Annotated in this window: 10 protein-coding genes; all 10 read left to right on the top strand. The window is 69.5% G+C overall.

The window, feature by feature from the left end; translation table 11 throughout:
* Positions 1–322 precede the first annotated feature (322 nt).
* Positions 323–2,908, top strand: a complete 2,586-nt coding sequence (locus tag ACJ8AN_RS32495) for an SDR family NAD(P)-dependent oxidoreductase (RefSeq protein WP_407759426.1) — start codon at positions 323–325, stop codon at positions 2,906–2,908.
* Positions 2,909–2,953: 45 nt separating this feature from the next.
* Positions 2,954–4,132 carry a lipid-transfer protein gene (locus tag ACJ8AN_RS32490; protein WP_407759425.1) on the top strand — a complete coding sequence of 393 codons (1,179 nt, stop codon included), beginning with the start codon at positions 2,954–2,956 and terminating at the stop codon, positions 4,130–4,132.
* 121 nt (positions 4,133–4,253) lie between these two features.
* Positions 4,254–6,467, top strand: coding sequence for a CHASE domain-containing protein (locus ACJ8AN_RS32485; RefSeq protein ID WP_407759424.1), 2,214 nt, complete (start codon positions 4,254–4,256; stop codon positions 6,465–6,467).
* A 174-nt stretch (positions 6,468–6,641) separates the two neighbouring features.
* Entirely contained in the window at positions 6,642–8,126 is a 1,485-nt protein-coding gene (mmsA, locus tag ACJ8AN_RS32480) for a CoA-acylating methylmalonate-semialdehyde dehydrogenase (protein ID WP_407759423.1), read from the top strand.
* A gap of 10 nt (positions 8,127–8,136) precedes the next feature.
* Positions 8,137–9,390 carry a GTP cyclohydrolase II gene (locus tag ACJ8AN_RS32475; protein WP_407759422.1) on the top strand — a complete coding sequence of 418 codons (1,254 nt, stop codon included), beginning with the start codon at positions 8,137–8,139 and terminating at the stop codon, positions 9,388–9,390.
* Complete coding sequence (locus ACJ8AN_RS32470; protein WP_407759421.1) at positions 9,383–10,573, top strand: URC4/urg3 family protein; 1,191 nt, start codon at positions 9,383–9,385, stop codon at positions 10,571–10,573. The genes ACJ8AN_RS32475 and ACJ8AN_RS32470 overlap by 8 nt, the downstream gene beginning before the upstream one ends.
* Positions 10,574–10,630: 57 nt before the next feature.
* The gene (gene upp / locus ACJ8AN_RS32465) at positions 10,631–11,269 is read left to right on the top strand and encodes a uracil phosphoribosyltransferase (protein ID WP_407759420.1); all 639 of its coding nucleotides are present in this window, start codon (positions 10,631–10,633) and stop codon (positions 11,267–11,269) included.
* Between the two features lie 48 nt (positions 11,270–11,317).
* Positions 11,318–12,637: an AHH domain-containing protein gene (locus ACJ8AN_RS32460; RefSeq protein ID WP_407759419.1), complete on the top strand. Its 1,320-nt coding sequence runs from the start codon at positions 11,318–11,320 to the stop codon at positions 12,635–12,637.
* Between the two features lie 15 nt (positions 12,638–12,652).
* Complete coding sequence (locus ACJ8AN_RS32455; protein ID WP_407759418.1) at positions 12,653–13,216, top strand: imm11 family protein; 564 nt, start codon at positions 12,653–12,655, stop codon at positions 13,214–13,216.
* A gap of 286 nt (positions 13,217–13,502) precedes the next feature.
* Positions 13,503–14,645, top strand: a complete 1,143-nt coding sequence (locus tag ACJ8AN_RS32450) for a hypothetical protein (RefSeq protein WP_407759417.1) — start codon at positions 13,503–13,505, stop codon at positions 14,643–14,645.
* Positions 14,646–14,665 lie beyond the last annotated feature (20 nt).

The raw sequence follows: 14,665 nt of genomic DNA, 5'->3' as shown, positions 1-14,665 counted from the left end.
GGGTCATTGCTCGCGTGGGTACCGGGACGGGGCACTTCCGGCATGGGGGAGCGCTTCACTCGGGTACGTGGGCACTGGTAGGCACCCCCGTCCGTGCAGTGCGGCAAGGAACACGACTGTTCGTCGCTCAACGGCCCGGTGCGTCCCCGACCGAGGGCATCGTGAAGCAGAGTGGAGGGACCCTCCGCGTCCCCTCGCGTCCACACCGCGCTCCGCTCCCGGGCACAGCGGCTCCTGCACGGAGTCAACCCGGGGGCGCGTGATTGACTCACTTGTCAAAGTCCGCGTCCCGTCGTCTGCTCCCGGTCCGTAAGGAGACCGAATGGGCAACGAGCTTCGTTTCGACGGGAAGGTCGCCATCGTCACTGGCGCCGGTAATGGACTGGGCCGCTCGCACGCACTGCTGCTCGCGAGCCGTGGCGCGAAGGTGGTCATCAATGACCTCGGCGGTTCCAGCACCGGCGGTGGCCGGGGCTCTGACGCCGCCGACAAGGTCGTCGCCGAAATCAAGGCCGCGGGCGGCGAGGCCGTCGCCAACTACGACTCCGTCGAGGACGGCACCAAGATCGTCCAGACGGCGCTCGACACCTGGAAGCGCCTGGACATCGTCATCAACAACGCGGGGATTCTCCGCGACACCAGCTTCCAGAAGATGACCGAGCAGGACTGGGAGCTCATCTACCGCGTCCACCTGCTCGGTGCCTTCCGCGTCACCCAGGCCGCCTGGCCCCACCTGCGCGACCAGAATTACGGCCGCATCCTCTTCACCGCCTCGGCCGCCGGCATCTACGGCAACTTCGGGCAGGCCAACTACAGCATGGCCAAGCTGGGCCTCGTCGGCTTCGCCAACACGCTCGCCATTGAAGGCCGCAAGAAGAACGTCCTCGCCAACGCGATTGCCCCCATCGCCGGCAGCCGCATGACCGAGACCGTGCTGCCCAAGGAGGTCGTGGACGCGCTCAAGCCCGAGTACGTCAGCCCGCTCGTGACGTGGCTCTGCCACGAGGACTGTCAGGAGACGGGCTCGCTCTTCGAGGTCGGCGGCGGCTTCATGGCGAAGCTGCGCTGGGAGCGCACGCGCGGCAAGGTGTTCAAGCTCGGCCGCCCCATCACCCCCGAGGCCGTGCAGAAGTCCTGGGACGCCATCACCGACTTCACCGAGGCCACGCACCCCACCGACGTGGCCGCCAGCATGCAGCCGGTGATGGACAACCTCACCTCCCAGAGCAAGGGCGGCAACGAGCTCATCGACGTCGACGCCGCGCTCGGCTACCAGTTCCCCGAGACCACCTCGTCCTATGACGAGCGCGACCTGTCGCTCTACGCGCTGGGCGTGGGCGCCGCGCGGGATCCGCTCGACACGAAGGAGCTCCAGTACGTCTACGAGCTCCACGGCGAGGGCTTCCGCCCGCTGCCCACCTACGGCGTCATCCCCGCGCTCAACTCGGTGTTGAAGATGACGGCCGAGGGCAAGCAGGCCCCGGGCCTCAACTATGGCCTGGACCGCGTCCTCCACGGCGAGCAGTACACCGAGCTGCTCCGCCCGCTGCCCACCAAGGCCTCGCTGCGCCACAAGGGCCGCATCAAGGACATCTTCGACAAGGGCAAGAACGCGCTCGTCGTCACCGAGGTCACGAGCTACGACGCGCAGACGGGCGAGCCGCTCGTGCGCAACGAAATCACCACCTTCGTGCGCGGCGCGGGGGGCTGGGGTGGGGACCGCGGGCCCTCGACGGATGTGGTTCCGCCGCAGCGCGAGCCCGATGCCGTCATCACCGAGAAGACGCACGAGAACCAGGCGCTGCTCTACCGCCTGTCCGGTGACTGGAACCCGCTGCACGCCGACCCCGGGTTCGCCCGGAACTTCGGCTTCCAGAAGCCCATCCTCCACGGCCTGTGCACCTTCGGCTACGTGGGCCGCCACGTCATCAAGGCCTTCGCCGGGGGAGACCCGCGCCTCTTCAAGAGCATCCGCGTGCGCTTCGCCGACAGCGTGCTGCCCGGCGAGACGCTCCGCACCGAGATGTGGAAGGAGGGCGAGCGCGTCATCCTCCGCTGCAAGGTCGTCGAGCGCGACAAGGTGGTCATCAGCAACGCCGCCGTGGAGCTCCACAAGGAAGTGCCCAAGGCCCAGGCGAAGCCCACCGCCGCGCAGGCGAGCGCTCCGGCTCCGGCCGGTGGGGGTTCGGCCAGTGCCCGCGTCTTCGAGGCCATCCGCGGCTACGTGGCGCAGCACCCCGAGCTCGTCGGCAAGGTGGCCAATGTCTATCTCTTCAAGCTGACCCAGCCGGAGAGCGCCTGGACGTTGGACCTCAAGAGCGGTGGCGGCGCGGTGCTCGAGGGCGCCCAGGGCAAGGCCGACTGCACGCTGGAGCTCACCGAGGCGGACTTCCTCGCGATGACCTCCGGCAAGGCCGATCCCCAGAAGCTCTACTTCGGCGGCAAGCTGAAGATTACCGGCAACGTGATGGCTTCGCAGAAGCTCGGGTTCCTCGGCAAGCTGGGCCCGGCGGGTGAGGGCGCTTCCACCGCGAAGGTCTCCGCGGCTCCGGCGGCGGCTCCGGCTCCGGGGGCCGAGAAGGGCAACAGCCGCGCCGCGTCCATCTTCAAGGCGCTCGGCGAGCGGCTGGCGCAGAAGCCCGAGCTGGCCCGAGAGTTGGGCGCCGTCGTCCAATTCCTCGTCACCGAGCCCCAGGGCGCCTGGGTGGTGGATGGCACGGCCACGCCGGGCGTGCGCGAGGGCAAGGCCGACAAGGCGGACGTCACGCTCCGTCTCTCGGATGAGGACCTGGCGGCCCTGGTGCAGGACCCGCAGGCCGTGCAGCGTCTCTATCAACAGGGCAAGCTGCGGGTGGACGGGGACGTCCGGGCCGCTTCCCGCCTGGGCTTCCTCAAGCAGCTCATCTGAAACACGCGCGGACCCACACGGCTCCAAGAGAAAGAGAGAACAAACATGGGACGTCGAGCCAATGTCATCGGAGTGGGGATGGTGAAGTTCGCCAAGCCGGGCGCCAGCGAGGAGTACGACGTGATGGCGGCCAAGGCGGCGCAGACGGCCATCAAGGACGCGGGCATCCGCTTCGAGGATATCCAGCAGGCCTATGCCGGCTATGTCTTCGGGGACAGCACCTGCGGCCAGCGCGCCGTCTACTCGGTGGGCCTCACCGGCATCCCCGTCATCAACGTGAACAACAACTGCTCCACCGGCTCCACCGCGCTCTACCTCGCGCGCCAGGCCGTCGAGGGCGGCATGGCCGAGTGCGTACTCGCGCTCGGCTTCGAGAAGATGGAGAAGGGCGCGCTCGCCTCCAAGTATGACGACCGGGCCAACCCGCTCGAGCGCCACGTGGACACGATGAACCGCGCCCAGGGCATGAATCAGTCGCCCTTCGCCGCGCAGATGTTCGGCGGCGCTGGCCGCGAGTACCGCTGGAAGTACGGCACGAAGCGCGAGACCTTCGCCAAGATCTCCGAGAAGGCCCGCAAGCACGCGAGCAAGAACCCCTACGCGCTCTTCACCCAGACGCTCTCGGTGGAGGAGATTCTCGCCTCGGACGAGGTGTTCGATCCGCTCACGCGCTTCCAGTGCTGCCCGCCCACGTGCGGCGCCGCCGCGGCCATCGTGTGCTCGGATGAGTTCGCCCGGAAGCTGGGGCACTCGAACCCCGTGTACATCGCCGCCCAGTCGATGACCACGGACCTGCCCTCGAGCTTCGGCGACAGCATGATCAAGATGGTCGGCTTCGACATGGCCGCGCTCGCCGCGAAGCAGGTGTACGAGAAGTCCGGCCTCGGCCCCCAGGACGTGGACGTCGTCGAGCTGCACGACTGCTTCACCGCCAACGAGCTGCTCACCTACGAGGCGCTCGGCCTGTGCAAGGAGGGCGAGGCGGAGAAGTTCATCTGGGACGGCGACAACACCTTCGGCGGCCAGTTCGTCACCAACCCCTCGGGCGGTCTGCTCTCCAAGGGCCACCCGCTGGGGGCCACGGGCCTGGCGCAGTGCACGGAGCTGGTGTGGCAGCTGCGGGGCCAGGCCGAGCAGCGTCAGGTCGAGGGCGCCCGCGTGGCGCTGCAGCACAACCTCGGCCTCGGCGGCGCGTGCGTGGTGACGATGTACCGCCGCGACTAGACGGCCGTGGAAGCGCTCGCCCGCCCTCCCATTCGCGGAGTGCGGGCGCGCGGGGATGGAGCGGGGGCCCCTGGCGCGTTGTGCTCCAAGCACCGGGCTCGTGCATTGCCCGCTCTTCCCCGTGACGAAAATCCTGCGCCATCCCCGTCTCCACCGCATCCCCCGGCACCTCGTGCCCGTGGCCGTGCTCGTCCTCTCGCTGCTGCTCACTCTCGGTGTGAGCCTGCTCCTGAGGTCGACCGCGCGGGCGAGGGATCAAGCGCGTTTCGCGAGCGTGGTGCAGGCGACGGCCGATCGCATCCAGCGCCGGTTGGACTCCTACGTCGCGCTCCTCCAGGGCACCGAGGGCCTGTTCGCCACCCAGCGCGAGGTGACGCCGGAGGAGTTCTCCACCTTCGTCCGGTTGCTCGAGCTCCAGAAGCACTATCCGGGCATCCAGGGGATTGGTTTCTCCCGGCGCTTCTCGCGCGAGGAGCGCCCCGAGATCGAGCAGAGGCTCCGTACCCACGAAGGCCTGCCGGGCTTCCATGTCTGGCCGGAGGTCTCCGGTGATGAGCTCCACTCCATCGTGCTCCTGGAGCCACGGGACGCGAGGAACCTGGCGGCCATGGGCTACAACATGTTCTCGGAGCCCACCCGCAGCGAGGCCATGGTGCGCGCCCGAGACACGGGGCTGCCCGCGCTCACCGCGAAGGTGACGCTCAAGCAGGAGATCCACTCCGACAAACAGGCGGGCTTCCTTCTGTACCTGCCCGTGTACCGCGGTGGCCAGGTGCCGGCCTCGCTGGAGCAGCGGCGCGAGGCGCTCGTGGGCTTCGTCTACAGCCCCTTCCGCGCGGATGATCTGCTGCACGGCATCTTCGGCACCGAGCAGCAGCCGCGCGTGGCCTTCCAGCTCTACGACGGCCCGGCGGTGGACGCGGAGAAGCTGCTGCACAGCTCGCACGGCCCGGAAGCCCCGCGGCATGCGTCCATGCTCACCACCACCACGATCTCCGTGGCCGGGCGTCCCTGGACCCTCGCCTTCGCCTCGCGGCCGCCCTTCGAGGATGCGTCCTCGGAGCGCATGGTGCTGCCCTTCGCGCTGGCGGGCGTGCTGGTGAGCCTGGCCTTCTTCTTCATGATGCGTGCGCAGGTGCGGGCGCGCGGGGAGGCGGAGCGGAGCGCGGACGGGCTGCGCGTGGCGCTCCACGAGCGGGCCCGCGTGGAGGAGCAACTGCGCGAGGCGGACCGGCGCAAGGACGACTTCCTGGCCATGCTCGCCCACGAGCTGCGCAACCCCCTGGCCCCGGTGCTCACCGCCGTGCAGCTCATGGAGCACAAGCAGCGCGAGGGGCTGAGCACGGAGCGGGAGCGCGACGTGGTGGAGCGCCAGGTGCACCACATGCGGCGCCTGGTGGATGACCTGCTCGACGTGTCGCGGGTGACGCGGGGCAAGATTCAACTCCACCAGCGGCCGTTGGAGCTGGTGGGCGCGGTGGGGCGGGCGCTCGAGGTGGCGCGGCCCTTCGCCGAGTCGCGCGAGCACTCGCTGCGCCTGCGGGTACCAGACGGGCCGGTGTGGACGCAGGCGGATCCGGTGCGGCTCGAGCAGGTGCTCACCAACCTGCTGCACAACGCGGCGAAGTATTCGGAGCCGGGGGGCCGCATCACCCTGAGCCTGACGTGCGAGGCCGGCGAGGCGGTGGTGCGGGTGACGGACACGGGCATGGGCATCCCCGCCGAGGCCCTGCCGCACCTCTTCGAGCCCTTCATGCAGGTGGCGCGCACGTTGGACCGGTCGCAGGGCGGCCTGGGCCTGGGGCTGACGCTGGTGAAGCGGCTGATGGAGATGCACGGTGGCCGCGTGGAGGTGGCGAGCGAGGGCGTGGGCCGGGGCAGCGTCTTCACGGTGCGCCTGCCGCTGCTGCCCCAGGCACGTATCCCGGTGGAGCCCGAGGAGACGCGGCCCGGGCAGGACATGCCCGCCGAGGGCCGCCGCGTGCTCGTGGTGGATGACAACGTGGATGCCGCCGAGCTGCTCGGCGAGGTGCTGGAGCTGGACGGGCACCAGGTGACGGTGGTGCACGACGGCCAGACGGCGCTGGAGCGCCTGGACACGCTGGAGCCCGAGGTGGTGTTCCTCGATATCGGCCTGCCGGGGCTGGACGGGTACGAGGTGGCGCGCCGGATGCGGCAGCGGTTGGGAGGCGAGTGTCCCCGGCTGGTGGCGATTACCGGCTACGGACAGTCGTCGGATCGCCAGCGCTCGCGCGAGGCGGGTTTCGACGCGCACCTCGTGAAGCCGGTGGAGCTCGAGACGGTGCGCGCGATGGCGGCCGAGGGCGCCTCTTAGGGCGCTCGGCCGGAGCGGGGGATTGCGCCCGTGTCACTGCGCACCGCGTCGTAAGGACGGAAACCTGGTTGGAGCGCCGCCTGTCTGGTTCCCCGGTTGCCCCCAGGATTTCCGGATTCTCCAGGTGGTTTGGTATGCTCGCCGTGACCCAGCCGTCACCGTGGGGGAGCGCGCGTGTCCTTCGTCCAGTTACCCGAGAGCGTCACCACCTGTCGCAACCTCGTTGGAGGAGAGTGGCTCGTGCCGCGAGATGCCTCGCTGCTCGATGTGCACAGTCCCTACACGGGAGGAGTCATCGGCCGCGTGCCGCTGACGCCCGCCGAGGGCGTGGCCCAGGCGGTGGAGGCCGCGCGAGCCGCGGCGCCCGGCTGGCGCGCCACGTCCCTGCGCGAGCGCACCACGCTCATGGCCCGCTTCCGCGCGCTGCTCGAGAGCAACCTCGAGCGCCTCTCCCAGCTCGCCGCGAGCGAGGCCGGCAAGACGGTGGCCGAGGCACGCGCGGGCATTCTCAAGGGCATGGAGGTGTGTGACTTCGCGCTCTCGCTGCAGAACCTCGACACGGGCGGCGGCATGGAAGTGAGCCGCGGCATCAGCTGCGAGTTCCGCCGCGAGCCGCTCGGCGTGGTGGCGGGCATTACCCCGTTCAACTTCCCGGCCATGGTGCCGCTGTGGATGTTCCCCATCGCGGTGACGGTGGGCAACGCCTTCATCCTCAAGCCCTCGGAGAAGGTGCCGCTCACCGCGTGCGCGCTCGGCGAGCTCATGGTGGAGGCGGGCATTCCGCGCGGTGTCTTCTCGGTGGTGCACGGCGGGCGCGAGACGGTGGAGGCGCTGGTGGCCCACCCGGACGTGCGCGCGGTGGGCTTCGTGGGCTCCTCCGCCGTGGCGCGGCGCGTGTACGCGGAGGGCAGTGCGCAGGGCAAGCGCGTGCTGGCGCTCGGCGGGGCGAAGAATCACCTCATCGTCGTGCCCGACGCGGACGAGGCCCTCACCGCCCAGGCGGTGGTGGACTCCTTCACCGGGTGCGCGGGCCAGCGCTGCATGGCGGCCAGCGTGCTGCTCGCGGTGGGCGACGTGCAGAAGATTGTCGAGCAGGTGCGCGAGCGCGCCTCCCGGATGGAGGTGGGGCCCGGCATGGGCGCCCTCATCGACCGGGCGAGCCTCACCCGTCTGGAGACGGCCATCGCCACGGCGGAGAAGGCCGGTGCGCGGGTGCTGTTGGATGGGCGCGGGAAGAAGCCCGCGGGCGAGAAGTGGGCGGGCGGCTACTGGCTCGGGCCCACCATTCTCGATGGCGTGCGTCCGGACATGGAGGCGGCGCAGCGGGAGCTGTTCGGCCCGGTGCTGGCCATCGTCCGCGTGCCCACGCTGTCGGCGGCGCTCGAGGTGGAGAACGCCTCGCCCTACGGCAACGCGGCGTCCATCTTCACCACCAACGGCGCGGTGGCGCAGGCGGTGGTCGACGGCTCGCGCGTGGGCATGGTGGGCGTCAACGTGGGCGTGCCCGTGCCTCGTGAGCCGTTCTCTTTTGGTGGCGTGGGCGAATCGAAGTTCGGCCACGGCGACATTACCGGGACGTCCAGCCTCGGGTTCTGGACGGACTTGAAGAAGGTTACCCGCAAGTGGACCGCGCGCAGCGACGGTAGCTGGATGAGCTGAGAGGATTCCCATGGCAGACAAGAAGCCCGTCAATCACATCCGTCTCACCTCGCACCCGGACAGCGATAGCCAGGCTGTCCCCATCCGCTGGGGAGAGTCCGAGCCGCTTCGCCGCGGCCCCGTCATCGCCACGCTCACCGAGCCGGCGCACCGCAACGTCATCGGCACGCACTCGGGTTCGTACGCCATCTACCGGGCCGTCGCCGTGGCCGCCGGGCAGCTCACGCAGGACCACCGGGCGGACCTGACCAACACCGCGCCCGCGGTGCAGATTGGCCCCCACAAGGCCTGGAACGACCCCGATCGCATCGTGTCGATGGACCCGTGGGGCGCGGTGGCCCCGCAGGTCTTCCGCGCCCACATGGAGCAGGGCATGGACCTCCGCCCGACCATCGCCATCACCCGCGCGCACATCAACATGCCCGAGCTGCGCGATGCCATCACCGCCGGCCGCCTCAAGCCGGACGGCAAGATTCTCTGCGCCAACGGCGACGTGAGCGTGGTGAAGGCCGCGGTGGAGCCGGTGTGGTTCCTGCCCGGCATCGCCAAGCGCTTCGGCCTCACCGAGGCGGCGCTGCGCCGCGGCCTCTTCGAGCAGACCGGCGGCATGTTCCCCGAGCTGATTACGCGCTCGGACCTGGAGGTGTTCCTGCCGCCGATTGGTGGGCTCACGCTCTACTTCTTCGGGGACATGGACGCCATCTCCAACCCCGACGTGCCCCTGGCGGTGCGCGTGCACGACGAGTGCAACGGCTCGGACGTGTTCGGCAGCGACATCTGCACGTGCCGGCCCTACCTCACGCACGGCATTGAAGTCTGCATCCAGACGGCGCAGGAGGGGGGCTCGGGCGTCATCGTCTACTCGCGCAAGGAGGGCCGCGCGCTGGGCGAGGTGACGAAGTTCCTCGTGTACAACGCGCGCAAGCGCCAGGAGGGCGGGGACTCGGCGGCCACCTACTTCCACCGCACCGAGTGCGTGGCCGGCGTGCAGGACATGCGCTTCCAGGAGCTGATGCCGGACGCGCTGCACTGGCTGGGCATCACCCGCATCCACCGCTTCGTGTCCATGAGCGACATGAAGCACGACGCCATCGTGCGCTCGGGCATCGAAATCCTCGAGCGCGTGCCCATCCCGGAGGAGCTCGTCCCCGCCGACGCCAAGGTGGAGATGGAGGCGAAGAAGGCCGCCGGCTACTTCACCACGGGCAAGGTGGCTTCCAAGGAAGAGCTCACGGAGGTGAAGGGCAGGGCACTCGATGCCTGAGGTCTCCTCCACCGTCGCGTACCTGCGCAGCCCTCGCGCCATCCGCGAGCGCTGCCGGGCCCTGCTGGAGCTGGGGCTCGCCGGCAAGCTGAAGCACTTCAGCGTGGACATGGAGCGGCTGCCCGCGGTGGCGGACTATGTGCTGGACGTCACCCGCGCGGCCTACCCCACGCTGGAGATTCCGGTGCACAGCCGCTGGGGGCACTTCGACGTGGGCGGTGTGCGGCGCAACGCGGAGCTGGATGCGCGTCTGGCCCCGCTGCCGCCCGCCGAGCGTGCTCGCGCGAAGTTGGATCTCGTCGTCACCAGCGTGCTGCTGGACGCGGGCAGCGGGCCCACGTGGAAGTACAACGAGTCCGGCGGTGGCACGTACGCGCGCTCCGAGGGCCTCGCCGTGGCCAGCTTCCGCATGTTCCTCGCGGGAGCGTTCTCCTCGGATGCGCGCCAGCCACTGCGCGCGGACGCCGAGGGCTTGCAGCGGTTGAGTCTCGAGGCGCTCGCGCGGGGCTTCCAGGTGACGGAGGCCAATCCGCTCGCGGGGCTCGAGGGGCGGCTCACGTTGTTGCAAGGGCTCGGGCGCGCGTTGCCGAGGCCCGGGGCGCTCTTCGACGCGCTCGCGGCGAAGGGCTCGCGCGTGCCCGCCTCGGCGGTGCTGGGACAGGTGCTCGAGTCGCTGGGCACCATCTGGCCGGGGCGCATGACGCTCGACGGGGTGAACCTGGGCGACGTGTGGCCGCACTCGGCGCTGGGGCCCGAGGGCCGCCCGGAGTCGCTGGTGCCCTTCCACAAGCTGTCGCAGTGGCTGACGTACTCGCTGCTGGAGCCGCTGGAGGAAGGCGGCATCACGGTGACGGACCTGGACTCCCTCACCGGCCTGCCCGAGTACCGCAACGGGGGCCTGCTGGTGGACGGGGGCCTGCTGGTGCCGAGGGACGCGCGGCTGCTGACGGACGCGTTCGCGCCGGGAGCCGAGCCCATCGTGGAGTGGCGCGCGCTGACGGTGGCGCTGCTGGACGAGGTGGCGAAGCGGGTGCGCGAGCGGCTGGGGATGACGGCGGAGCAGTTGCCGCTGGCGAAGGTGCTGCAGGGCGGGACGTGGAGCGCGGGCCGGAGAATCGCCGCGGAGAAGCGCGTGGGAGGCACGCCGCCCATCCGTATCGAGAGCGACGGAACGGTGTTCTGAAGTTGGGTGGGGTGGGGGACTTCTTTTCACACGAGCTGAAGGACGAGGGAGGCAGTCTTGACGTACCCGGACAACTGCACCGTGGTGGACCACCCGCTGGTGAAGCACAAGCTGACGCTGATGCGGCGCAAGGACACGAGCACGGCCGCGTTCCGCGCGCTGCTGCAGGAAATCTCCCTGCTGCTCGCCTACGAGGCGATGCGGGATTTGAAGGTGACCGAGGAGACCATCGAGACGCCGATGATGCAGATGCAGGCACCGGTGCTCGAGGGCAAGAAGCTGGTGCTGGTGGCCATCCTCCGGGCGGGCCAGGGCATCCTGGACGGCATGCTGCAACTGGTGCCGAGCGCTCGCGTGGGCCACATCGGTCTGTACCGCGATCCCAAGACGCTGGCGGCGGTGGAGTACTACTACAAGGTGCCGAACAATCTGGCGGACCGCGACGTCATCGTGTGCGATCCGATGCTGGCGACGGGCAACTCGGCGGTGGCGGCGCTCAACCGCATCAAGCGCAGCAAGCCGGGGAGCCTGCGCTTCGTGTGCCTCCTGGCGTGCCCCGAGGGCCTGACCAACCTGCGCGAGCACCACCCGGACGTGCACGTCTACACCGCCGCGGTGGACGAGAAGCTCAACGAGCACGGCTACATCCTGCCGGGTCTGGGCGACGCGGGAGACCGGCTCTTCGGCACGCGGTAGTTCGCGTCTCGTGGTGCGGCGGCGCGGTGGCATGCATGCTGCCGCGCCATGTGGACCTGCCTCTGCTGGCCGCGCGTGGCCGCGGCCTTGTTGCTGCTGCTGCCGCTCTCGTGCGCGACGTCCCCGGGGAGTGCTGCCTCGGGGGTGCGTCGTGAGGCGGAACCGAAGCTCGTCCAGGTAGAGGCGCTGTCCGGAGGAAGGCTGCGGCTCTCCTTCGAGCCGGTGTTCCCTGCTCCAGAGCTGGAAGTGCTGCGAGTGGAGGAGGCACGAAGAGCGCTCGTGGCCTTCCAGGAGTCGTTCCAGAGAGGGCAGGGGACTCGGCTCCGGCTCGTGCGGACGTCGGCGGGCTCGGGGACGTTGGGGGAGGGTGGTACCGAGGCGTGGGAGTTGCGGCTGCGCGAGGAGTTCCTGTCGCGGTACGGCCCATCGCGGCTACCTCTGCCACAGTCTTTGGAGACGAGCCGCCTCTTCATGGCCCTGAAGCTCTCCCCTCGCTACATGGGCGAGGGCGTGCGTGAAGCGGCGCGGGAGCTGTTCAGCTCGCCCCTGTTCGTTTCCAGTGTGGCGCTGTCTGTCTTCATCTATTTCGCCGCGTGGCTGGCGCCCGAGCCCATCTTCACCAAGGCCTTCGTGGCGGCGCTGACGCTGCGGCTGTCGCTCGCGGTGGGTGTGTGGGAGCTCTCCCAGGTGGCACGGGCCTGCCTCCAGCTGTACCAGGAGGCGGAAGCGGCGAGGACGGTGCAGGAGCTCGAAGCGGCGGCGGAGCGCTTCGGCAAGGCGATGGGAGGCACGGGACTGCGGGTGCTGACGCTGGTGGCCAGCATGGGCGTGGCCAAAGGGTTGCCCGAGGTGCCCACGGGAGGCCTCGGGGCGTTGTTGCGTGCACCCCGCTACTCGTTGCCCGGCGGCATGACGATGGGCGGCACGACGACGGTGCAGATGGTGGCCGACGGCACCGTCATCGTCACGGGAGTGGCGGCGGGCACGGCGGCGGCAGCTGGAGGCAGTGCCTGCACCGATGGCTCAGAGAATCAGGATGGCTACCACTGGCACCATATCGCTACGAACAAGAACGAGGTCTCGACACGAAGCGGAGGGCCCTGGACGCCGCTGTTCGAGGCGTTCTTCGAACTGGCTGGGATGAACCTGGATGCGGCGGAGAACCTCGTCTACCTCAAGGGCCACAAGGGGCCGCACCCAGAGGCGTATCATCGAGAGGTATTCAGGAGGCTCAACCTGGCGACTGATGATTGTGGAGCCACCTCTCAATGCAAGAGGAAATTGCAAGAGGCGCTCCGGATGATTGCTGAAGAGGTATGTACCCCGGGGTCACTGCTCCACCAATTGGCGACCAAATCTCAGGAATGAAGCGAAGTGGAAGACATGTCCAAGTACTATGAGTTGGAGGATGACAGGTACCATCCAGGGCGCTGGCATCTGAGGAGCCCTGTGGATGAGAACGGACAGGGGATCAATCCCTGGCAGTTCTTCAAGGGCAGACGACTCGACCTCCAGGTTAGCATCCGCTTCCCGGTGAGGCCTGATGGGGTAGAGCTGGATTTCAGTTGGGCCGCGTTCTCCATCCCCGTGGTCCACGCTCGCTTCGTCCAACTCTTCGAGCGCCTGGGCGTCCAGGACGTGCAGTTCATCCCCGTTCAGGTGGAGGGGCACGCAGGGCCCTTCTTCATCCTCAACACGCTGCGCACCATCCGCTGCATCGATGACGCCCGCTGCGCGGAAGTGCAGTACTGGAAGCCGGAGGACGGTCAGCCCGAGAAGGTGGGAAGGTACCGGGTCGTTTCGGGTTTGCGCATCGACCCATCGAAGGTGGGGGACGCCCGCATCTTCCGCACCTGGGGCTTCTTCCTGGGCCTCATCCTCTCCGAGGACCTCAAGCAGGCCCTGGAGGCGGAGCGTTTCACCGGTACGCGGTTCGTCGAGGTGTGAGCGGGCGCTCGGGATTGCTTCCGGCCCGCACTGCGTTTACCTTCCCAGAGCGATGATTCTCCTGACGTGCCAGCGTCGATTTAGCCGCCCCCCGAGCCCCACCAGGCGCCGGGAGGCCGTGCTGCGTCGCTAGCCCGTTCTCCCTCCGCGGATCGCCTCTCGGCGTGACGCTCGCCTGGACCTGGGGTTCGGGGGGTGTCCGAGCATGGCGCCGCCCCTTCGTCCCCTCGTGGACCGGGCGTCGCCTGGAGCCGTCTTCCTTCTCCTCCAGCCCGAGAGCCCTTCCATGTCCGTTTCCGTCCTCAGCACCGACGCCGTCCGCCGTGCCCTCTCCGTCCGCGACCTGACCGACCCCGCCGCCGGCCCCCATGCCATGCAGCGCCTCATCGAAGACGTGCTCGCCGCCCTCCGCGAAGCGTGGCACTGCGACGTGCGCCTGCACCGTCAGAGTCCCATCGTCTCCGTCTCCGACAACTACGACCGGCTGCGCTACCCGCCCGACGGCGCCGCCCGCGATGCGCGCTACACCCGCTACGTCTGTGACACCGCCCTGCTGCGCACCCAGACCTCGGCCATGATTCCGCCGCTGCTGCGCCAGCTCGCCGCCTCGCCCCGCCCTCCCGGGGACGTGCTGCTCGCCTGTCCCGGGCTCGTCTACCGGCGCGACTGCATCGACCGGCTCCACACCGGCGAGCCCCACCAGATGGACCTCTGGCGCATCCGGTATGGCGCGCCGCTCGGGCCCACCCACTTGCGCCACCTGGTGGAGACCGTGGTGCGCGCCCTCCTCCCCGGCCGCGAGTGGCGCACCACTCCGGCCCAACACCCCTACACCACCGACGGCCTCCAGATAGACGTCTGCCATGGCGGCGAGTGGGTGGAGATCGGCGAGTGCGGCCTCGCCCACCCCGCGCTGCTCGCCGAGAGCGGGTTGGAGCCGGAGCGCGTGTCGGGGCTCGCCATGGGGCTCGGGATGGACCGGCTCCTCATGCTGCGCAAGGGCCTGGACGACATCCGCCTGCTGCGCGCCGAGGACCCTCGCATCGCCTCGCAGCTGCTCGACCTGGAGCCCTACCGCGAGGTGTCCTCCATGCCCGCGGTGCGCCGCGACTTGTCCCTGGTGCTCGAGGGCGAGGCCACCTCCGAGGACCTCGGGGACGCGGTGCGTGCCGCGCTCGGCTCGCGCGCCGAGGTGGTGGAGGCCGTCGAGGTGCTCTCGGAGACGCCCTATGAGGCGCTGCCGTCCCCCGCCATCCGGCGGCTCGGCATCTCACCCGGGCAGAAGAACGTGCTGCTGCGCGTGGTGCTGCGCGCGTTGGACCGCTCGCTCACCCATGCCGGGTGCAACGAGCTGCGCGACTGCATCTACGCGGCCCTGCATCGGGGCACCGCCTGGCAGTGGGCCTCGGCTTCGGCCGCTCACCCCTGAGGCGGGCCCCGTGGAGCGCG

Source organism: Archangium sp. (assembly GCF_045802675.1).
Taxonomy (GTDB): Bacteria; Myxococcota; Myxococcia; order Myxococcales; family Myxococcaceae; genus Archangium.
This window is presented reverse-complemented; position numbering and strand designations above follow the sequence as displayed.

Coding starts and splice junctions, on each gene's coding strand:
- ACJ8AN_RS32495 (WP_407759426.1), top strand. CDS start 323: ATGGGCAACGAGCTTCGTTTCGACGGGAAGGTCGCCATCGTCACTGGC.
- ACJ8AN_RS32490 (WP_407759425.1), top strand. CDS start 2,954: ATGGGACGTCGAGCCAATGTCATCGGAGTGGGGATGGTGAAGTTCGCC.
- ACJ8AN_RS32475 (WP_407759422.1), top strand. CDS start 8,137: ATGGCAGACAAGAAGCCCGTCAATCACATCCGTCTCACCTCGCACCCG.
- ACJ8AN_RS32470 (WP_407759421.1), top strand. CDS start 9,383: ATGCCTGAGGTCTCCTCCACCGTCGCGTACCTGCGCAGCCCTCGCGCC.
- ACJ8AN_RS32460 (WP_407759419.1), top strand. CDS start 11,318: ATGTGGACCTGCCTCTGCTGGCCGCGCGTGGCCGCGGCCTTGTTGCTG.
- ACJ8AN_RS32455 (WP_407759418.1), top strand. CDS start 12,653: ATGTCCAAGTACTATGAGTTGGAGGATGACAGGTACCATCCAGGGCGC.
- ACJ8AN_RS32450 (WP_407759417.1), top strand. CDS start 13,503: ATGTCCGTTTCCGTCCTCAGCACCGACGCCGTCCGCCGTGCCCTCTCC.